Source organism: Streptomyces sp. NPDC001889, assembly GCF_053594535.1.
This window is the reverse complement of record NZ_JBSFER010000016.1, coordinates 169,533-189,072: the sequence shown is the minus strand read 5'-3', so window position 1 is coordinate 189,072 and position 19,540 is coordinate 169,533. Positions and strand designations below refer to the sequence as shown.

The 19,540-nt window shown below is 71.3% G+C and carries 17 protein-coding genes; 12 read left to right on the top strand and 5 right to left on the bottom strand.

Annotated elements, in window-relative coordinates:
* The first annotated feature begins 174 nt into the window (after window positions 1–174).
* The 6 genes from ftsZ (at window position 175) to ACWCRA_RS20290 (ending at window position 5,353) form a co-directional block, all read left to right on the top strand.
* Complete coding sequence (ftsZ, locus tag ACWCRA_RS20315; RefSeq protein WP_351544582.1) at window positions 175–1,377, top strand: cell division protein FtsZ; 1,203 nt, start codon at window positions 175–177, stop codon at window positions 1,375–1,377.
* Entirely contained in the window at window positions 1,374–2,156 is a 783-nt protein-coding gene (pgeF, locus tag ACWCRA_RS20310) for a peptidoglycan editing factor PgeF (RefSeq protein ID WP_351544584.1), read from the top strand. Before ftsZ ends, pgeF begins: the two co-directional genes overlap by 4 nt.
* Window positions 2,153–2,989, top strand: a complete 837-nt coding sequence (locus tag ACWCRA_RS20305) for a YggS family pyridoxal phosphate-dependent enzyme (protein WP_451068208.1) — start codon at window positions 2,153–2,155, stop codon at window positions 2,987–2,989. Before pgeF ends, ACWCRA_RS20305 begins: the two co-directional genes overlap by 4 nt.
* 140 nt (window positions 2,990–3,129) lie before the next feature.
* A complete protein-coding gene (sepF, locus tag ACWCRA_RS20300; protein WP_351544590.1) occupies window positions 3,130–3,747 on the top strand; it encodes a cell division protein SepF in 618 nt (205 codons plus the stop codon).
* A gap of 66 nt (window positions 3,748–3,813) precedes the next feature.
* Window positions 3,814–4,104, top strand: a complete 291-nt coding sequence (locus ACWCRA_RS20295; protein ID WP_190125990.1) for a YggT family protein — start codon at window positions 3,814–3,816, stop codon at window positions 4,102–4,104.
* A gap of 64 nt (window positions 4,105–4,168) precedes the next feature.
* Window positions 4,169–5,353 (top strand): DivIVA domain-containing protein, encoded by a 1,185-nt coding sequence (locus ACWCRA_RS20290; RefSeq protein WP_351544594.1) that lies wholly within the window; start codon window positions 4,169–4,171, stop codon window positions 5,351–5,353.
* 248 nt (window positions 5,354–5,601) lie between these two features.
* On the opposite strand, the gene ileS is transcribed toward ACWCRA_RS20290, so the two are convergent.
* On the bottom strand, window positions 5,602–8,739 hold the full coding sequence (ileS, locus tag ACWCRA_RS20285) for an isoleucine--tRNA ligase (protein WP_451068207.1): 3,138 nt from the start codon (window positions 8,737–8,739) through the stop codon (window positions 5,602–5,604).
* A gap of 615 nt (window positions 8,740–9,354) precedes the next feature.
* On the opposite strand from ileS, the gene ACWCRA_RS20280 reads away from it, so the two are divergent.
* The 5 genes from ACWCRA_RS20280 to ACWCRA_RS20260 all read left to right on the top strand — a co-directional run bounded on the left by ACWCRA_RS20280 (window position 9,355) and on the right by ACWCRA_RS20260 (window position 14,292).
* A complete protein-coding gene (locus ACWCRA_RS20280; RefSeq protein WP_351544599.1) occupies window positions 9,355–10,263 on the top strand; it encodes a TraR/DksA family transcriptional regulator in 909 nt (302 codons plus the stop codon).
* 59 nt (window positions 10,264–10,322) lie between these two features.
* Window positions 10,323–10,883, top strand: a complete 561-nt coding sequence (gene lspA, locus ACWCRA_RS20275) for a signal peptidase II (RefSeq protein WP_351544602.1) — start codon at window positions 10,323–10,325, stop codon at window positions 10,881–10,883.
* Window positions 10,884–11,066: 183 nt separating this feature from the next.
* Window positions 11,067–12,008, top strand: coding sequence for an RluA family pseudouridine synthase (locus ACWCRA_RS20270; RefSeq protein ID WP_351544605.1), 942 nt, complete (start codon window positions 11,067–11,069; stop codon window positions 12,006–12,008).
* Window positions 12,005–12,487: a GNAT family N-acetyltransferase gene (locus tag ACWCRA_RS20265; RefSeq protein WP_351544608.1), complete on the top strand. Its 483-nt coding sequence runs from the start codon at window positions 12,005–12,007 to the stop codon at window positions 12,485–12,487. The genes ACWCRA_RS20270 and ACWCRA_RS20265 overlap by 4 nt, the downstream gene beginning before the upstream one ends.
* Window positions 12,488–12,705: 218 nt before the next feature.
* On the top strand, window positions 12,706–14,292 hold the full coding sequence (locus ACWCRA_RS20260; RefSeq protein WP_351544611.1) for a Na+/H+ antiporter: 1,587 nt from the start codon (window positions 12,706–12,708) through the stop codon (window positions 14,290–14,292).
* Between the two features lie 138 nt (window positions 14,293–14,430).
* Here the strand turns inward: ACWCRA_RS20260 and ACWCRA_RS20255 are convergent, their stop codons facing one another.
* Window positions 14,431–15,570 (bottom strand): mechanosensitive ion channel family protein, encoded by a 1,140-nt coding sequence (locus ACWCRA_RS20255; protein WP_351544614.1) that lies wholly within the window; start codon window positions 15,568–15,570, stop codon window positions 14,431–14,433.
* 23 nt (window positions 15,571–15,593) lie between these two features.
* Between ACWCRA_RS20255 and ACWCRA_RS20250 the strand changes: the two genes are divergently transcribed.
* Window positions 15,594–16,196 carry a dienelactone hydrolase family protein gene (locus ACWCRA_RS20250; protein WP_351544617.1) on the top strand — a complete coding sequence of 201 codons (603 nt, stop codon included), beginning with the start codon at window positions 15,594–15,596 and terminating at the stop codon, window positions 16,194–16,196.
* Window positions 16,197–16,242: 46 nt separating this feature from the next.
* On the opposite strand, the gene ACWCRA_RS20245 is transcribed toward ACWCRA_RS20250, so the two are convergent.
* From ACWCRA_RS20245 to ACWCRA_RS20235, 3 genes are all read right to left on the bottom strand, one after another.
* A complete protein-coding gene (locus tag ACWCRA_RS20245; protein WP_451068206.1) occupies window positions 16,243–17,058 on the bottom strand; it encodes a DsbA family protein in 816 nt (271 codons plus the stop codon).
* Between the two features lie 128 nt (window positions 17,059–17,186).
* Window positions 17,187–17,867, bottom strand: a complete 681-nt coding sequence (locus ACWCRA_RS20240) for a hypothetical protein (RefSeq protein ID WP_451068205.1) — start codon at window positions 17,865–17,867, stop codon at window positions 17,187–17,189.
* Window positions 17,868–18,014: 147 nt separating this feature from the next.
* Complete coding sequence (locus tag ACWCRA_RS20235) at window positions 18,015–19,373, bottom strand: DUF2252 domain-containing protein (RefSeq protein WP_351544626.1); 1,359 nt, start codon at window positions 19,371–19,373, stop codon at window positions 18,015–18,017.
* Window positions 19,374–19,540 lie beyond the last annotated feature (167 nt).

Here is a 19,540-nt window from a genome sequence, read left to right as displayed (position 1 = left end):
CACTTGTCGACTTAGTGTCCTGTTCGGAGAGTCCAACGAACAGACACACTGGTAACCCTAAACTTCAACGTTAGGGTTCGGGTCGGCGTTTCGGACCGTCCCATCGGCATCCGTCGTCGCAGCGCGTGAACCGCGCCGTGGACGACACGTATCTCGAGGCGAGAGGCCTTCGACGTGGCAGCACCGCAGAACTACCTCGCAGTCATCAAGGTCATCGGTGTCGGCGGCGGTGGTGTCAATGCCATCAACCGAATGATCGAGGTCGGCCTCAAGGGCGTCGAGTTCATCGCCATCAACACCGATGCCCAGGCACTGTTGATGAGCGACGCCGACGTCAAGCTCGACGTCGGCCGGGAACTCACCCGGGGCCTCGGCGCCGGCGCCAACCCGGCCGTGGGCCGGAAGGCGGCGGAGGACCACCGTGAGGAGATCGAGGAGGTCCTCAAGGGGGCCGACATGGTCTTCGTCACGGCGGGTGAAGGCGGCGGCACCGGCACCGGCGGCGCCCCCGTCGTGGCCAACATCGCACGCTCGCTCGGCGCCCTGACGATCGGTGTGGTCACCCGCCCGTTCACCTTCGAAGGGCGCCGCCGGGCCAATCAGGCGGAGGACGGCATCGCCGAACTCCGGGAAGAGGTCGACACCCTCATCGTCATCCCCAACGACCGGCTGCTGTCCATCTCGGACCGCCAGGTCAGCGTGCTCGACGCGTTCAAGTCCGCTGACCAGGTACTGCTCTCCGGCGTTCAGGGCATCACCGATCTGATCACCACACCGGGTCTGATCAACCTGGACTTCGCCGACGTCAAGTCGGTGATGTCCGAGGCCGGCTCGGCGCTCATGGGCATCGGCTCGGCCCGTGGCGACGACCGCGCGGTGGCCGCGGCCGAGATGGCGATCTCCTCGCCGCTGCTGGAGGCGTCGATCGACGGAGCGCGCGGAGTGCTGCTCTCCATCTCCGGCGGCTCCGACCTCGGTCTCTTCGAGATCAACGAGGCGGCCCAGCTGGTGAGCGAGGCCGCGCACCCCGAGGCCAACATCATCTTCGGCGCGGTCATCGACGACGCCCTCGGTGACGAGGTCCGGGTCACGGTCATCGCGGCCGGGTTCGACGGCGGCCAGCCGCCCGCCCGCCGGGACACCGTCCTCGGCTCGTCGGCCGGCAGCAAGCGCGAGGAGCCGCAGGCCCCTCCGGCCCGCACCGAGACCTCGCGCTCCACCGGCGGCCTCGGCACGGTCCCGCTCCGCGACGAGCCCGCCGCCGAGCCCGCGCCGCTCGCCACCGATCACCACACCTCCGCACCCCAGGTTCCCCCGGCCCGTCCCTACCCGGACACCTCGGTCGAAGAACTGGATGTTCCGGACTTCTTGAAGTGACCGTGGGGCACGACGCGATACACGCGAACGGCGCGCACTTCGCCTTCACCAGCCGGTGGGGCGGGGTGAGCGCCGTTCCGTACGAGGAGCTGAACCTCGGCGGCGCGGTCGGCGACGACCCCGGGGCCGTACGGGCCAACCGGTCCATCGCCGCCAAGGAGCTGGGGCTCGACCCGGACCGGGTGGTCTGGATGAACCAGGTCCACGGGCGGGATGTCGCCCGGGTCGACGGACCCTGGGGCGAGGGGCCGGTGCCCTGTGTGGACGGGGTGGTCACCGCCCGGCGCGGGCTGGCCCTCGCCGTGCTGACCGCCGACTGCACCCCCGTACTGCTGGCCGATCCGGTCGCCGGAGTGGTCGCCGCCGCCCACGCGGGCCGGCCGGGGCTGGTCGCCGGGATCGTGCCGGAGACCGTCCGGGCGATGGTCGCCGCCGGCGCGGCGACGGAGCGGATCGTCGCCCGCACCGGGCCCTCGGTCTGCGGTCGCTGCTACGAAGTGCCCGAGCGGATGCGGGACGAGGTGGCCGCGGTCGAACCGGCCGCCTGGTCCGAGACCAGCTGGGGAACCCCGGCCGTCGATGTCACCGCGGGGGTCCACGCCCAGCTGGCGGCGGCCGGAGTCCGGGACCGGGACGCGTCCCGGTTCTGCACCCTGGAATCGAACGACCATTATTCGTACCGACGGGACCGCGTCACCGGGCGGCTCGCCGGATATGTCTGGCTGGCACCGCTCTCCGGGGAGACGGACGCCGATTCCCCGGCAGGAGAGAGCGCATGATGACGGACCGCGACAGCACCACCGGCGCCGGGGGGCCGGAGGGCACGCCCCTGGGCGGCCGGCCCTCCGCCGGGGAGACCGGGACCACCGGGACCACCGGGACCACCGAAGGCGCCGGGGCCCGGCGGGCCGAACTCGCCGCGAATCTGGCCCGCGTGGAGGAACGTATCGCCTCCGCCTGCGCCGCCGCCGGCCGGGAACGGTCGGATGTGACGCTCATCGTGGTCACCAAGACCTACCCCACGAGCGATGTCCGGCTGCTCCATGAACTCGGTGTGAGGAATGTCGCCGAGAACCGCGACCAGGACGCCGCCCCGAAGGCCGCGGCCTGTGCGGATCTGGACCTCCGCTGGCACTTTGTCGGTCAACTCCAGACCAATAAAGTCCGCTCCGTCGCGAGTTATGCCGATGTGGTGCACTCGATCGACCGCATGAAACTGGTCACCTCTCTCTCCACCGCGGCCGGGAACGCCGGGCGGGAGCTGGGGTGCCTCCTCCAGGTGGCGCTGGACGCGGGCGCCGGCGCGCGCGGGGAGCGCGGTGGGGTCGCGCCGGAGGGAATCGAGGAGCTGGCCGCGGCGGTTGACGCCGCGTCAGGACTCCGTCTCGAAGGACTGATGACCGTCGCCCCGCTGACCGGTCCCTACGCGGGACGGCCGCGGGCGGCGTTCGAGCGGATGATGGAATTCTCATCCGGCCTGCGCGGGGGGCATCCTGCTGCGAACATGGTCTCGGCCGGGATGAGTGCGGACCTCGAAGAGGCCGTGGCGGCCGGGGCGACACATGTGCGCGTCGGCACTGCGGTACTCGGAGTCCGTCCTCGGCTCGGGTAACGTCGCCAAGAAGTCGGACCACAGCAGAAAATATGGTCATTCCCGTAACAAAGCGGGCAGACCTAGTGGATCGCGGGCACTTGGTGACACGAGGACATTCGTGGCGAGGGCGATCCACCACAGAGCGGAGGACTCAGAGCATGGCCGGCGCGATGCGCAAGATGGCGGTCTACCTCGGCCTCGTGGAGGACGATGGTTACGACGGCCGGGGCTTCGACCCCGACGACGACTTCGAACCCGAGCCGGAGCCCGAGCGGGACCACCGGCGGCACCAGCCCCCGCACCCCGTGGAACGCGAGGAGCCGGTACGGGCGGTGCAGCCCCCGGCGCAGCGCGAGCCGATGCCGATTCCCGTGTCGCTACCCGCAGAAAACGGGCGTCCGGCGCGAATCGCCCCCGTGGCGTCCATCACACCTGAACGTCCGAGCCTGGAGAAGAACGCACCGGTGATCATGCCCAAGGTCGTGTCCGAGCGGGAGCCTTACCGCATCACCACTCTGCACCCCCGGACCTACAACGAGGCCCGTACCATCGGGGAACACTTCCGCGAGGGGACTCCGGTGATCATGAATCTGACCGAGATGGACGACACCGATGCGAAGCGACTTGTCGACTTTGCCGCGGGACTTGTCTTCGGTCTCCATGGCAGCATTGAGCGGGTGACACAGAAGGTGTTCCTGTTGTCGCCTGCTAACGTCGATGTCACGGCGGAGGACAAGGCCCGTATCGCAGAGGGCGGTTTCTTCAACCAGAGCTGAGAAGCACCACACCGGGACGACCCGGCCGTACGGCCGGACCACGAGAGCACAGGGGAGAAGCGCGGGATGGGCGTCGCACTACAGGTGGTCTACATCGCGCTGTTGTGTTTCCTCGTCGTGCTGATTTTCCGGCTGGTCATGGACTACGTCTTCCAGTTCGCCCGTTCATGGCAACCCGGTAAGGCGATGGTGGTCGTCCTTGAGGCCACCTACACTGTCACCGATCCACCACTCAAGCTTCTTCGGCGGTTCATCCCGCCGTTGCGTCTCGGGGGCGTGGCACTCGACCTGTCCTTCTTCGTTCTGATGATCATCGTCTACATCCTGCTCAATATCGTGGGTCGCTTCGCGAGATGAGGGAGACAACCGTGGACGATACGGTCTTGCCGACTGCCGACGACTACGTAGAGGTGAAGAAGAGATGCCGCTGACCCCTGAGGACGTGCGGAACAAGCAGTTCACGACCGTCCGCCTCCGAGAAGGCTATGACGAGGACGAGGTCGATGCCTTCCTCGACGAGGTCGAGTCGGAACTGACCCGCCTGCTCCGTGAGAACGAGGACCTGCGGGCCAAGCTGGCCGCCGCGACTCGTGCGGCAGCGCAGAACCAGCAGCAGCAGGGAATGCGCAAGCCGCCGGAGCCGCAGGACGGCCGGCAGGGACCGGGTGCCCCGGTGCCCGCCGCCATATCCGGACCCCCCGTCCAGCAGCAGCAGCCCCCGCAGATGGGTCCCCCCCAGCTGCCCGGTGGAGCTCCTCAGCTGCCGGCCGGTCCCAGCCATGGCAACCCGATGCAGGGCGGCCCCGGCGGTCCCATGCAGGGCGGCCCGATGCAGGGCGGTCCCATGCAGGGCGGTCCCATGCAGGGCTCGATGCAGGGGGGCCCGATGCAGGGCGGTCCCATGCAGGGCGGCCCGATGCAGGGTGGTCCCATGCAGGGCGGTCCCATGGGCGGTCACGGCCAGCAGATGCAGCAGCCCGGTCAGGGCCCCGGCGGCGACAGCGCGGCACGGGTCCTCTCCCTGGCGCAGCAGACCGCCGACCAGGCGATCGCGGAGGCCCGTTCCGAGGCCAACAAGATTGTCGGCGAGGCGCGTTCGCGCGCCGAGGGCCTGGAGCGGGACGCCCGCGCCAAGGCCGACGCGCTGGAGCGGGACGCCCAGGAGAAGCACCGTGTCGCCATGGGCTCCCTGGAGTCGGCGCGCGCCACGCTGGAGCGGAAGGTCGAGGACCTCAGGGGCTTCGAGCGCGAGTACCGGACCCGGCTGAAGTCGTATCTGGAGAGCCAGCTGCGTCAGCTGGAGACCCAGGCCGACGACTCCCTGGCCCCGCCGCGCACCCCGTCGGCGGCCTCGCTGCCGCCGTCCCCGTCGATGGCGTCCGCGGGCGCCCCCTCGATGGGACACGCGATGGGTGGAGCCCCGTCGATGGGCCAGTCCATGGGCGGGAACCCGTCGATGGGCGGAGCCCCTTCGTACGGTGGCCAGCAGCAGATGTCGCCGGCGATGACCCAGCCGATGGCTCCGGTCCGGCCGCAGGCTCCGCAGCCGATGCAGCAGGCGCCGGCGCCGATGCGGGGATTCCTGATCGACGAGGACGACAACTGAGTGGCGGCAGCGCGCTGAGCGCGTAGCCGTCGGCAGATCATGGGGCCGGGCCCGGGACACTGTTCCGGGCCCGGCCCCATGTCGTGCCCGAATCCCCCCGGCCTCCGGGTCCCGAACCCCGGCTTCCGGCCCGCGAACCTCCGAGTCATGGGGGCCTTTCGGACCCACAGGACGCGGATACGCCCGAGGGCCGGGTCCTTGTCCAGGACCCGGCCCTCGGGGTGTGCCCGCCGGTGCGGCCGGCGCGGCTACACCTTGCGCAGATGGAAGGTGAGCGCCAGGGGCTCGTCCGTGAAGGCCGCGCCGAAGGAACCGTCCGGGTCCGACGCGGCGAAGCTCTCCGCCAGGACCTCATCGGCGATCAGCGGCGAGTGCGCGGTGAGCGCCTCCACCGTGGACGGGTCGGCGGACGACCAGACCACCGCGATCCGGTCGGCCACATCCAGCCCGCTGTTCTTCCGGGCCTCCTGGATCAGCCGGATCGCGTCCCGGGCCAGCCCCGCGAGCCGCAGCTCGGGGGTGATCTCCAGATCCAGCGCCACCGTCGCCCCGGAGTCCGACGCCACCGACCACCCCTCCCTCGGGGTCTCGGTGATGATCACCTCGTCGGGGGAGAGGGTGACCGTCTCGCCGTCGGCCACCACGGAGGCCGTACCCTCGCGCAGCGCGAGCGACAGCGCGGCGGCGTCCGCCTCGGCGACGGCCTTCGCCACCGCCTGGACCCCCTTGCCGAACCGCTTGCCCAGCGCCCGGAAGTTCGCCTTCGCCGTGGTGTCGACCAGCGAGCCGCCGACCTCGGAGAGCGAGGCCAGCGAGGAGACATTCAGCTCCTCGGTGATCTGCGCCCGCAGCTCGGGCGGGAGCGCGTCGAAGCCGGCCGCCGCCACCAGCGCGCGGGAGAGCGGCTGACGGGTCTTCACTCCCGACTCGGCCCGGGTCGCCCGGCCCAGCTCCACCAGCCGGCGCACCAGCACCATCTGCCGGGACAGCTCGGGGTCGATCGCGTCCAGCTCCGCCACCGGCCAGGTGGAGAGGTGCACCGACTCCGGCGCGTCGGCGGTGACCGGGACCACCAGGTCCTGCCAGACCCGCTCGGTGATGAACGGGGTCAGCGGCGCCATCAGCCGGGTCACCGTCTCCAGCACGTCGTGCAGGGTCCGCAGCGCGGCCGGGTCGCCCTGCCAGAACCGGCGGCGCGACCGGCGCACGTACCAGTTCGACAGATCGTCCACGAAGGAGGAGAGCAGCTTGCCGGCACGCTGGGTGTCGAAGGTCTCCATCGCCTGGGTGACCTGGTCCACCAGCGCGTTCAGCTCGCTCAGCAGCCAGCGGTCCAGGACCGTGCGGCCGGCCGGGGCCGGGTCGGACGCGGAGGGCGCCCAGTTCGCCGTACGCGCGTACAGCGCCTGGAACGCCACGGTGTTCCAGTACGTCAGCAGGGTCTTGCGCACGACCTCCTGGATCGTGCTGTTGCCGACCCGGCGCGCGGACCACGGGGAGCCGCCGGCGGCCATGAACCAGCGCACCGCGTCCGCGCCGTGCTGGTCCATCAGCGGGATCGGCTGGAGGATGTTCCCCAGGTGCTTGGACATCTTGCGGCCGTCCTCGGCGAGGATGTGGCCGAGGCAGACGACGTTCTCGTACGAGGACTTGTCGAAGACCAGGGTGCCGACCGCCATCAGGGTGTAGAACCACCCGCGGGTCTGGTCGATCGCCTCCGAGATGAACTGCGCCGGATAGCGCTTCTCGAAGATGTCCTTGTTCTGGTAGGGGTAGCCCCACTGCGCGAAGGGCATCGACCCCGCGTCGTACCAGGCGTCGATCACCTCCGGCACCCGGGTCGCGGTCCCCTCGCACCGCGGGCAGGGGAAGGTGACCTCGTCGATGAAGGGCCGGTGCGGGTCCAGCTCCGTCTGGTCGGTGCCGGTCAGCCCGGTCAGCTCGGCGCGCGAGCCGACACAGGTGAGATGGTCCTCCTCGCAGCGCCAGATCGGCAGCGGGGTGCCCCAGTAGCGGTTGCGGGAGAGCGCCCAGTCGATGTTGTTGTTGAGCCAGTCGCCGAACCGGCCGTGCTTGACCGACTCCGGGAACCAGTTGGTGTTCTCGTTCTCCTCGATCAGCCGGTCCTTGACCGCGGTGGTACGGATGTACCAGGACGGCTGCGCGTAGTAGAGCAGCGCGGTGTGGCAGCGCCAGCAGTGCGGATAGCTGTGCTCGTACGGAGTGTGGCGGAAGAGCCGGCCGCGCTCCTGGAGGTCGGCGGTGAGCCGCTCGTCCGCCTTCTTGAAGAAGACCCCGCCGACCAGCGGTACGTCCTCCTCGAAGGTGCCGTCCGGGCGGACCGGGTTCACCACCGGCAGTCCGTAGGCGCGGCAGACCTTGAGGTCGTCCTCGCCGAACGCGGGGGACTGGTGGACCAGGCCCGTGCCGTCGGAGGTGGTGACGTACTCGGCGTTGACGACATAGTGCGCCTCGGCCGGGAAGTCGATCAGCTCGAAGGGACGCTCGTACGTCCAGCGCTCCATCTCGGCACCGGTGAACGACGCACCCGTGCGCTCCCAGCCCTCGCCGAGGGCCTTCTCCAGCAGCGGTTCGGCGACGACGAGCCGCTCCTCGCCGTCGGTCGCCACCACATAGGTGACCTCGGGGTGCGCGGCCACGGCGGTGTTCGACACCAGCGTCCACGGGGTGGTCGTCCAGACCAGCAGCGACGCCTCGCCCGCGAGCGGCCCCGAGGTCAGCGGGAAGCGGACGAAGACCGAGGGGTCCACGACCGTCTCGTACCCCTGGGCCAGCTCGTGGTCCGAGAGGCCGGTGCCGCAGCGGGGGCACCAGGGGGCGACCCGGTGGTCCTGGACCAGCAGTCCCTTGTTGAAGATCTCCTTCAGCGACCACCACACCGAGTCGATGTACTCGGGCTTCATGGTCCAGTAGGCGTCGTCGGTGTCGACCCAGTAGCCCATGCGCTCGGTCAGCTCGGCGAAGGCGTCCGTGTGCCGGGCGACCGACTCACGGCACTTGGCGTTGAACTCGGCGATGCCGTACGCCTCGATGTCCTTCTTGCCGGAGAAGCCCAGCTCCTTCTCCACGGCCAGCTCCACGGGCAGGCCGTGGCAGTCCCAGCCGGCCTTGCGGGCGACGTGGTAGCCGCTCATGGTGCGGAACCGGGGGAAGACGTCCTTGAAGACGCGGGCCTCGATGTGGTGGGCGCCGGGCATGCCGTTGGCGGTCGGCGGGCCCTCGTAGAAGACCCACTCGGGCCGGCCCTCGGACTGGGCCACACTCTTGGCGAAGACCTTGTTCTCGCGCCAGAAATCGAGCACGGCGTGCTCCAGCGCGGGCAGGTCGACCTGGGCGGGCACCTGACGGTACTGCGGGGGTGTCATCGAAACTCCTCCGGCGGACTGCGAACTCTTCCGTCGGAGGGACGAGAGCCGACAGCTCCCGCGGTACCACCCTCCTTGGCGGCGCGGACCCGCACCGCCCCCTCATTGGGGTCGCGACACCGGGTCTAGTCACCGGCGGGTCGTCCGACGGTTTTCTTCCGGTGGCTCCGGGGTGATCCTTCACCTCGCGCTCGCCCCCGGGCTCGCACCGTCCCCGGGTCGCTCATGGCTGCGTACGACGTTACTCGTCCCCATCCAAGCCTTTCGCTCCGCCCAGTGTAAGGGGCCGGGGGCCGGGCGTCGGACCGATTAATTCCGGGCCGGACACCGGGCTCGGCACCGGGCTGGATTCCGGGGCGGATTCCGGGGCGCGCTCCGGGTGGGGTGCGCCCCGGGCGGATGACCCGGATGGCGGGATGTGCGCCGGTGGGGACCGAGGCCCCGGCCCGGGGCGGATTACCGGGCGAGGGGCTGGGCACAACGGATGCAGGTCCGTTTCACCGAGGCCGGGGCGGGCCGCCGTGCGGTGTGCCCCGATTGCCGCGGAGCTGGGGTCGATTTATCGTCCCAGCACGATTCGCGAGCAATATCACAGTATGTGAAGGGGCCGCGGCCATGGTGGCGAAGAAGACCGCCGAGAGCGATCCGGCGTCCGTGAGTACCACCGCCGCCTCGGCTCCGGCCGAGGGCCGGGCGGGCCCGGCGTCTGCGAGAAGGACGGCGGGCACGACCCCGGCGGAGAAGGCCCCGGCCAAGAAGGCGGCGGCGAGGAAGGCGGTCGCCAAGAAGGCGGTCGCGAAGAAGGCCGTGGCCAAGAAGGCGGTCGCCAAGAAGGCGGCGGCGAGGAAGGCGGCGGCGAAGAAGAGTGCGGCGGGGACGGGCGCGGCCGGGAAGGCCGTGGCCGGGAGGACGGCGGCCGGTACGGCGCCCGACGGGAAGGCCGGGGCGCGGACCCCGGCCAGGACCGCGAAGAAGACCGCGCGGAAGACCGCGGCCCGGAAGGCGCCCACCGCAGCGGCGCCCGCGAGACAGACAGGAGCCCCTACGGTGCGAGCGAAGAAGACGGTGGCCGCCGGCACCGGCCCGGCGGCGGTGCCCACGGCCCGTGCGGCGGACGAGCCGGCTCCGGGAGAGCTGGCGGTCCGGCCGGGCGAGGAACCCTGGACCCCGGAGGAGGTCGCCGAGGCCAGGGCGCTCCTGGAGAGCGATGTCACCCGGCTGAACGCCGAGCTGACCGCGTCCGAGGCGGCCCTCGCCAATCTGATGCGCGACTCGGGCGGCGGCTCCGGCGGCGACGACGCCGACACCGGCACCAAGAACATCACCCGGGAGCACGAGCTGTCGCTCGCCGCCAACGCCCGCGAGGTGCTGGAGCAGACCGAGCGGGCGCTCCAGCGGCTGGAGGCGGGGACCTACGGCCTCTGCGAGAACTGCGGCAAACCCATCGGCAAGGCCCGTATGCAGGCGTTCCCGCGCGCCACGCTCTGTGTCGAGTGCAAGCAGAAGCAGGAACGCCGGGGCTGATCCCGTACGCGTGTGCCGTACCCTCGTGGTCAGTCAGGCACCTAGGTTGAGGGACTCACGTGGCAGAGGCGGAGCGCATCATCGGTACGCCGGATGTTGACGACGAGGCTGCGGCGCCCGCCGAGCAGCCCAAGGGCAGGCGCAGAGTCGCCGTACTGCTCTCGGTCGCGGTCGTCGCGTATCTGATCGATCTCACCACCAAGATGCTCGTGGTGGCGAAGCTGGAGCACCACGAGCCCATCGAGATCATCGGTGACTGGCTGCGGTTCGAGGCGGTACGGAACGCGGGTGCCGCCTTCGGCATCGGCGAGGCGTTCACGGTGATCTTCACCGCGATCGCCTCCATCGTGATCGTGGTGATCATCCGGCTGGCGCGCAAGCTCTACAGCCTGCCCTGGGCCATCGCGCTCGGTCTGCTGCTCGGCGGCGCGCTCGGCAACCTCACGGACCGGATCTTCCGGGCCCCCGGGGTCTTCAAGGGCGCGGTGGTCGACTTCATCGCCCCCGCGCACTTCGCCGTCTTCAATCTCGCGGACACCGCGATCGTCTGCGGCGGCGTTCTGATCGTGATCCTCTCCTTCCGCGGCCTGGACCCGGACGGGACTGTCCACAAGGACTGAGGACCCGGGGCCGGAGGTCCGGGCGGGGAAACCGGGACCGGGGGTCCGGGACCGGAAGCCGGACCGGGAGGCAGACCCGGGGCCGGACCGGGAGGCCGGGCTCTTCGGGGCCGGGCGGGCCCCGGGGCCCGCCCGCACCGGCCGCGGCTCCGGGCGTGTCCCCGGACAAGGCATACTCGACGGGTGAGTACCCTTCCCGAGATCCGCACCCTGCCCGTACCCGACGGCCTTGAGGGCGAGCGCGTCGACGCCGCCATCTCCCGTATGTTCGGGTTCTCCCGCACCAAGGCCGCCGAGCTGGCCGCCGCCGGGAAGGTGCTGGTCGACGGCGCTGCCGTGGGGAAGTCCGAGCGGGTGCACGGCGGTGCGTGGCTGGAGGTCGAGATGCCCCAGGCGCCCGCCCCGGTCCAGATCGTGGCCGAGCCGGTCGAGGGCATGGAGATCGTCCACGACGACGACGACATCGTCGTGATCATGAAGCCGGTGGGCGTGGCCGCGCACCCGAGCCCCGGATGGACCGGCACCACCGTGATCGGCGGCCTGGCCGCCGCCGGGTACCGCATCTCCACCTCCGGCGCCGCCGAGCGCCAGGGCATCGTGCACCGGCTGGACGTCGGCACCTCCGGTCTGATGGTGGTGGCCAAGTCGGAGCGCGCCTACACCCTGCTCAAGCAGCAGTTCCGCGAGCGCACGGTCGACAAGCGCTACCACGCGCTGGTGCAGGGCCACCCGGACCCGATGAGCGGGACGATCGACGCGCCGATCGGCCGTCACCCCACCCACGACTACAAGTGGGCCGTGACCGCCGAGGGCAAGCCGTCGGTGACCCACTACGACCTGATGGAGGCGTTCCGCGCCGCCTCGCTGCTGGACATCAAGCTGGAGACCGGGCGCACCCATCAGATCCGGGTGCACATGTCCGCCCACCGCCACCCGTGTGTCGGCGACCTCACCTACGGCGCCGATCCGACGATGGCCAAGCGGCTGGGTCTGACCCGGCAGTGGCTGCACGCGGTGCGCCTCGGCTTCGAGCACCCGGCGGACGGGCAGTGGGTCGAGTTCGAGAGCGGCTACCCGGACGATCTGCGCCAGGCGCTCGACCGCATCGCGGAGGAGAGTGCGTGACCGGGTCCGGCCGCTGGGAGGTCCGGGTCGCCGGGAGCGCCACCGACCGCGCGGCCTGCTTCGCCCTCCGTGAGGAGGTCTTCATCGCCGAGCAGCGGGTGCCCGCCGAGATCGAGTACGACACCTTCGACGAGGAGGGCGCCGACACGGTGCATGTGCTGGCGGTCCGCGCCGACGGCACCCCGCTCGGCACCGGGCGGCTGCTGCACGGCCCGGCCGCCGCCGGGCGGACCGGTGGTGACCCGGCGCTGGGTGTGCTGGGCCGGCTCGCGGTGACCGCGCGGGCGCGGGGTCTGGGCGTCGGGGTCGCGCTGGTCCGCGCGATCGAGGACGCGGCCCGTGCCCGGGGGCTCACGGCGGTGGATCTGCACGCCCAGACCGGGGCGCTCGGGTTCTACGAGCGGCTGGGGTACGTGGCGTACGGGGCGGAGTTCTCCGAGGGGAACATCGGCCACCGGGGGATGCGGCGGGAGCTGTAGCTCCCGGGAGCCGCCGGGCCGGGACCCGCCGGGCCGGGACCCGCCGGGCGGGCACGGGCCCCGCGTGGCCGGAGCCGCGCACGGGGGCAGGGGCAGGGGCAGGGAGGCACAGGGCGCGGGCGCGCGGGTGCTGGATTCGCATTTCGGGCTTACCGGACCCTTCGCATGGCAGGCTGAGGCCCTGATCGTGGAGGTTCGCCACCCCGGAGGCCACCGACGTGGACCAAGTCGCCCTGCTGCTCGCGCTGCTGCTCGGCGCCGTGGTGACCGTACCGCTGGGGGAGCGGTTCGATCTGCCCCCGCCCGTGCTGATGACCCTCGCCGGCGCGGGCGTCGCCTTTCTGCCCTTCGCCCCGACCGTCGACATCCCGCCCGAGTTCATTCTCCCGCTGGTGCTGCCGCCCCTGCTCTACGCGGCGGTCCAGCGCACCTCCTGGCGGCAGTTCACCGCGCATCTGCGGCCCATTCTGCTGCTCGCCGTCGCCCTGGTCTTCGTCACCACCGCGGCCGTCGCCGCGGTCCTCCACTCCATCGTGCCCGGGCTGCCGCTGGCCGCCGCCGTCGCGCTCGGGGCGCTGATCGCGCCGCCCGACCCGGTCGCCGCCACGGCCGTGGCCGGCCGGCTGGGGCTGCCCCGGCGGCTGGTCTCCATCCTGGAGGGCGAGGGCCTCTTCAACGACGTCACCGCGATCGTGCTCTACCACGCGGCCATCGCCGCCGTCGTCAGCGGCACCTTCTCCTGGCCCGCCGCCGCCGGGCAGTTCGTCCTCTCCGCCGTGGTCGCCGTCGCCGTGGGGTTCGCCCTCGGCTGGGCCTGCAACAAGCTGATGGGCTTCCTCGGCGACGCCACCCTCCAGATCGGCCTCTCGCTGATGGTGCCGTTCGTCAGCTATGTCCTGGCCGAGGAACTGCACGGCTCCGGGGTCCTCGCGGTCCTCACCACCGCCCTCTACCTCGCCGAGCACACCGCCGACGCGGACGACGTGATGGGGCGGATCGCCGGAACCACCTTCTGGGAAGTGATCGACACCCTGGTCACCGGGGTCGCCTTCGGACTGATCGGCCTGGAGCTGCGCACGGTCTTCGGCACCGTGGACGGCCGGCTGCCGCTGCTGCTCGGCTGGGGTGCCCTGATCACCGCCGTGGTCGTCGGCGTACGGCTGCTGTGGCTGCTGCCCGCGACCTGGCTCGCCCAGCGGCTGCACACCCGCCGCGACATCGAGGAGGACATCCCCGTCAGCTGGCGCGAGACCGTCGTGGTGTGGTGGTCCGGGATGCGGGGCGTCGCCTCGGTCGCCCTGGCCCTCGCGATCCCGCTGACGACGGACGCCGGTGACCCCTTCCCGCACCGCGACGAGATCGTCTTCATCGCCTTCGTGGTGATCCTCGCCACCCTGCTGCTCCAGGGGCTCACCCTGCCCTGGCTGGTGCGCCGGCTCCATGTGCGGGCCGACGCGGGAGCCGAGCGCGAACTGGAGCACAGCCTCGCGCTCCGCGCGGCCCGCGCCGCCCGCCACCGGCTCCGGGAGATCGAGGAGGTCGAGGAGCTGCCCGAGGACATCAGCGAGCGGCTGCTGCGCGGCGCCTACGAGGTGGGGGCGAGGATCAGCCCCGACATCGTCGAGGAGGACCGGCGCGACTGGTATCTCCGGCGCACCGAGCGGGCCAGGACCGTCCGCCGCATCCAGCGGGAGATGATGTCGGCCGCCCGCCACGAGGTGCTCGCCGCCCGCAGCGAGCCGGGCGCCCACCCCGAGGTCGTGGACCGGGTGCTGCGGCATCTGGACGTCAGCGGACTGCACTGACCGCACGCCGGTCCGCCGTTCCCCCGGTGGCGCCCGCCACCGGGGGAACGGCGGACCGGACGTGGACCGCTCCGGGCCGTTCCTTCCGGACCTTTCCGGTCCGGAAGGAACGGCCCGGAAAGGTCCGGAAGGAACTGCCTAGCCCCGGCCCGTCCGGGGGGTGTCCTCCTCCACCGGACGGTCCCCGTCGGCGGGCTTCTTCACCGAGACGCCCTCCACCTGCTGCGCCGGACGCTCCGCCGGCTCCACCGCGGGGCCGGTCGCGATCTTGGGCAGCGCGTACGGATGGTGCTCGTGCAGCCAGGCCACGAGCTGCTCGCGGACCGTGCACCGTACGGTCCAGATGTCGTCCGCGTCCTTCGCGGTGACCACCGCCCGTACCTGGATCGTGGTGGGAGTGGTGTCCGTGACGGCGAGCGACCAGTCCCGGCCGTCCCAGGCCGGGCACTCGCGCACGATGTCATGGAGCTTCTCCCGCATCAGGGTCACCGGAGTGGAGTGGTCCAGATGGAGGAAGACGGTCCCCGTCATCTGCACCCCGCCGCGCGACCAGTTCTCGAACGGCTTGCTGGTGAAGTACGAGACCGGCATGGTGATCCGGCGCTCGTCCCAGGTCCGTACGGCGAGGAAGGTGAGGGTGATCTCCTCGATCGTGCCCCACTCGCCGTCCACCACCACGGTGTCGCCGATGCGGACCATGTCGCCGAAGGCGATCTGGAGACCGGCGAAGAGATTCCCCAGCGTCGACTGGGCGGCCACACCGGCGACGATGCCCAGCACACCGGCGGAGGCCAGCATCGAGGTGCCCACCGTCCGCATGGCCGGGAAGGTCAGCAGCATCGCGGCGACCGCCACCACGCCGACCACCGCGATCACCACCCGCTGGATCAGGGTCACCTGGGTCCGCACCCGGCGCACCCGGGCCGGGTCGCGGGTGGCCGTCGCGTAGCGGGAGTAGACCGACTCCACCACGGCCGTGGCGATCTTGACGACCAGCCAGGCGGACGCGCCGATCAGCACCAGGCTCAGCAGCTGTCCGATGCCGCCGTGGTACTGCCGGATGGACTCGATCTGCGCCTGCCGGTAACTGCCTCTCAACAGCGCCGTCCCCAGCACCACCAGCAGCGGATTCCGGCAGTTGCGCAGCAGACCCCACAGCGGGGTCTCGGGGTGCCGGGCGTCGGCCCGGCGGAGCAGCAGGTCGACCAGCCATCCCACGAGAAGCGTGAGGACGGCCGACCCGCCGATGACGATCAAAGGGCGCAGCACGTTCTCCATGTCTTCGAACGTAACCTGAAGACATGCACATCATGCTTTTCCATTCCACTTACGGTCTCCGCCCCGCCGTGCACTCCGCCGCCGAGCGGCTGCGGGAAGCGGGCCACCAGGTGTGGACACCCGATCTCTTCGACGGTGCGACCTTCACCACGGTCGAGGAGGGGATGGCCTTCAAGGACGGCCTCGGCAAGGACGAGCTGCTGAAGCGCGCGGTCATGGCCGCCGCGCCCTACTCGGACCGGGGACTGGTGTACGCGGGGTTCTCGCTCGGCGCCTCCATCGCGCAGACCCTGGCGCTCGGCGACGAGAAGGCCCGGGGACTGCTGCTGATGCACGGCACATCGGACATCGCCCCCAGCGCCTCGGTGGACGAGCTGCCCGTACAGCTCCACATCGCCGACCCGGACCCCTTCGAGCCGCACGACTGGCTCACCGCGTGGTACCTCGGCATGGGCAGGGCGGGCGCCGACACGGAGGTCCACCACTATCCGGGCGCCGGGCATCTGTTCACCGACCCGGAGCTGCCGGACCACGACGCGGAGGCGGCGGAGGCGGCCTGGCGGGTGGCGCTCGACTTCCTCCGCTCGCTGGAGACCGACGGCGCCGGGGACGGCCCGAGGGTGTGAACCGCCTCCCCGGGAGCCCGGCCGGGCTCCCGGGGAGCGGCGGGGATCAGCCCTTCAGGGCCTTGTCCACCGACGCGCGGAACTGCTCGACCGTCATCGGCGGGTTCTGCGTGCCCTCGGCGGTGACCTTCTTGCCGTCCATCCGGAGCGTCGGAGTGCCCTTGACCCCGCTGTCGTCGAACGCCTTGGACATCTTCATCGCCCAGGCGTCGAAGGTGCCCTCCTCGACGTTCTTCTTGAAGGCGGCGTTGTTCTTGAGCGCCGGGACCGCCTCGGCGATCTCCAGCATGTAGGAGTCCTTGGCGAACGAGTCCGCGTTCTCCTCGGGGTGGAACTGCTTGGAGTAGAGCGCGGCCTTGTAGTCCATGAACGCGTCGGGGCTGACATCGAGCGCCGCGCCCAGGGCGCTCAGCGCGTTCCGGGAGCCCTCGCCCTGGGCCACGTCGTCGATGAAGGTGGCACCGACGTACTTGACCTTGTACTTGCCGGCGTCGACGTCCTTCTTCAGCGTCTCGCCCACCTCCTGCTCGAAGGCAGCGCACGACGGGCAGCGGGAGTCCTCGTACAGCTCCAGGGTCTTCTTCGCCGACTTCTCGCCGATCACCACGTCGGTGCCGTGGGTGCCCGAGGTGTTCTTCGGGGCGGTGACGGTCTTGGCGTCCTTCGCCTCGTCCCAGGCGGACGGCTGGTTGGCCTGCACCACGGCGTAGCCGATGCCGCCGGCGAGGGCGAGGACCGCGACCGTGGAGCCGATCACGACCAGCTGCCGGCGCGCCTTCGCCTTCTTCAGCTCGCGCTCGCGCTCCTGCCGGAGCCGCTCACGGGCGGCGGCCTTGTTGGCCTTGCTGTTACGTGCACTCATGCTGATGTCACTCCGGAAGATGACGTATCGGTGGGATACGGGACAAGTGGGGGAGCGGGGGCGCGCGGGTGGCGGGTCCCCGGGGCCGCGGAGGCGGTGGCCTCAGCCGCGGCGGGGTACGGCTCGGCTCAGCCGAGGGCCGGGGCCGGGCACGGGGGACCCCGCCGTCCGACGGAGTGCACCAGTGAACGGGTCCGCGAGACGGCGGGCCGGGCGAGGGCGCGCGCCCCGCGCCGTACCGGCGGGCGCACGGCCGTGACCACGGCGACGGCGATCAGCAGCGGGCGGAACGCGAGGGTGCCGACCGTCCGCAGCAGGGCGGCCAGCGCGGCCTCCCCGTGCCACAGCCAGGCGGCGGCGAGCAGCCCGACCGAGACATGCGCGGCGAGCAGCAGCCAGGGCAGCGCCGGGGCGGGGCTCTGCAGGAGAGCCGCCGTGCCGTGCTCGGCCGGGCTCACCCCGGCGAGCTGTCCGCCGACGCCGCCGCAGAGCACATCGAGCCCCAGCGCCCGCAGCGATCCGGTGACCGGGCCGCCCCCGGGGCCGTAACAGGCGTCCTGCCCGGCGGTGAAGACCGTGTCGGCGGCCAGTTCGAGCGGGACGAGCAGGCTCGCGATCCGCCAGTACCCCCGCTCACGGCCCGAGAGGGCGTAGGCGACGGCGAAAACGCCCGCGGACAGCGCCGCCACCGTGGTCCACGGCAGCGGGGCCCGGGAGAGCAGCACATGGGACGCGGCGGACAGCGTCACGGCCAGTGCCGTGAAGATCGCCGCCCGCAGCGCTCTGAGCTGCACTCCCGATACGTCCATCGCCATCCGAGTGTGTCATGCCCGCCTGAGAGGAGCCTTAAGGGCTCCGGCCCAATCCGCCGGAGCCCCGGGCCCGGCCGGAGCCCCTGTCACCGCCCCGGCGCCCGCCCTGGTCACCGCTTGCTCACCCTCCGCTCACCGCCCCGCTCACAGTCCCGGGATGCGGCCGTTGCGGAAGAGATCGACGAAGATCTGGTGGTCGGCCCGCGCCCGCGCGCCGTACCCGTGCGCGAACTCCACCAGCAGCCGGGCGAAGCCCTCCTCGTCGGCCGCGATGGCCGCGTCGATGGCCCGCTCGGTCGAGAACGGGACCAGCGAGTGGCCGCTCTCGTCGTCGGCGGCGCCGTGCATGGTGGCCGCGGCCCGGCCCAGATCGGCGACGACCGCCGCGATCTCCCCGGCGTCGTCGATGTCCGACCAGTCCAGGTCCACCGCGTACGGGGAGACCTCGGCGACCAGCTGTCCCGCGCCGTCCAGCTCGGTCCAGCCCAGCCAGGGATCGGCGTGGTCCTGGAGCGCCCGCTGCGAGATCACCGTGCGGTGGCCCTCGTGGCGGAAGTACCCGCGCACGGCCGGATCGTCGATATGGCTGGAGACCGCCGGGGTCTGCGCCTGCTTCATATAGATCACGACATCGTTCTCCAGGGCGTCGCTGTTGCCCTCCAGGAGGATGTTGTACGAGGGCAGCCCGGCGGAGCCGATGCCGATGCCGCGCCTGCCGACCACGTCCTTCACGCGGTACGAGTCGGGGCGGGTGAGGCTGGACTCGGGCAGTGTCTCCAGATAGCCGTCGAAGGCCGCGAGGACCTTGTACCGGGTGGCGGCGTCGAGCTCGATCGCGCTGCCGCCGGGGGCGAAGCGCCGCTCGAAGTCCCGGATCTCGGTCATCGAGTCCAGCAGCGCGAACCGGGTCAGCGAGCGGGCGTCGCGGAGCGCGTCCAGCAGCGGGCCCTCGGCGGTGTCCAGGGTGAACGGCGGCAGCTCCTCCTCCTTGGCGCCGCTCGCCAGGGCGCGGATGCGCTCCCGGTAGGCGGTGGCGAAGGTGGACACCAGCGCGGTGATCTGGTCGTCGCTGAACGCCTTGGTGTAGCCGATCAGCGCCAGCGAGGCGGCCAGCCGCTTCAGATCCCAGGTGAAGGGGCCGACATAGGCCTCGTCGAAATCGTTGACATTGAAGATCAGCCGGCCGTTGGAGTCCATATAGGTGCCGAAGTTCTCCGCGTGGAGATCGCCGTGAATCCACACCCGGCTGGTGCGCTCGTCCAGATACGGACCGCTGTGGATGCCCTGGTCCCCGCGCGCCGCGTGCTCCCGCTCCAGATCGCTGTAGAACAGGCAGGCGGTGCCGCGGTAGAAGGCGAAGGCCGAGCCGGCCATCTTCCGGAACTTGACCCGGAAGGCGGCCGGGTCGGCGGCCAGGAGCTCGCCGAAGGCGCTCCCGATCACGGTGAGAATCTGCTCACCGCGCTCTTCGGCCGTGACCTCGGCGGGGTGCGGTACCGACATCGCTCTGTGCCTCCTGGGCAGGGACGAGAGGGCCCCGGCGCTGACCGGGGAGAAGGGTTCTTCCGACCTCTCCAACGCGCGGACCCGCACGGGAGTGCCCCCACCCGGCTTCCTCCGGGCGAGCCTCGTCTGTCGGTCCCAAGTCGTAGACTTCCGAGCTGTCCCCC

Bases quoted from the DNA above. Each gene is read 5' to 3' on its own strand.
- ACWCRA_RS20305 (WP_451068208.1), top strand. From the start codon at position 2,153: ATGATGACGGACCGCGACAGCACCACCGGCGCCGGGGGGCCGGAGGGC.
- sepF (WP_351544590.1), top strand. From the start codon at position 3,130: ATGGCCGGCGCGATGCGCAAGATGGCGGTCTACCTCGGCCTCGTGGAG.
- ACWCRA_RS20295 (WP_190125990.1), top strand. From the start codon at position 3,814: ATGGGCGTCGCACTACAGGTGGTCTACATCGCGCTGTTGTGTTTCCTC.
- ACWCRA_RS20290 (WP_351544594.1), top strand. From the start codon at position 4,169: ATGCCGCTGACCCCTGAGGACGTGCGGAACAAGCAGTTCACGACCGTC.
- ileS (WP_451068207.1), bottom strand. From the start codon at position 8,739: ATGACACCCCCGCAGTACCGTCAGGTGCCCGCCCAGGTCGACCTGCCC.
- ACWCRA_RS20280 (WP_351544599.1), top strand. From the start codon at position 9,355: ATGGTGGCGAAGAAGACCGCCGAGAGCGATCCGGCGTCCGTGAGTACC.
- ACWCRA_RS20255 (WP_351544614.1), bottom strand. From the start codon at position 15,570: ATGGAGAACGTGCTGCGCCCTTTGATCGTCATCGGCGGGTCGGCCGTC.
- ACWCRA_RS20250 (WP_351544617.1), top strand. From the start codon at position 15,594: ATGCACATCATGCTTTTCCATTCCACTTACGGTCTCCGCCCCGCCGTG.
- ACWCRA_RS20245 (WP_451068206.1), bottom strand. From the start codon at position 17,058: ATGAGTGCACGTAACAGCAAGGCCAACAAGGCCGCCGCCCGTGAGCGG.
- ACWCRA_RS20240 (WP_451068205.1), bottom strand. From the start codon at position 17,867: ATGGACGTATCGGGAGTGCAGCTCAGAGCGCTGCGGGCGGCGATCTTC.
- ACWCRA_RS20235 (WP_351544626.1), bottom strand. From the start codon at position 19,373: ATGTCGGTACCGCACCCCGCCGAGGTCACGGCCGAAGAGCGCGGTGAG.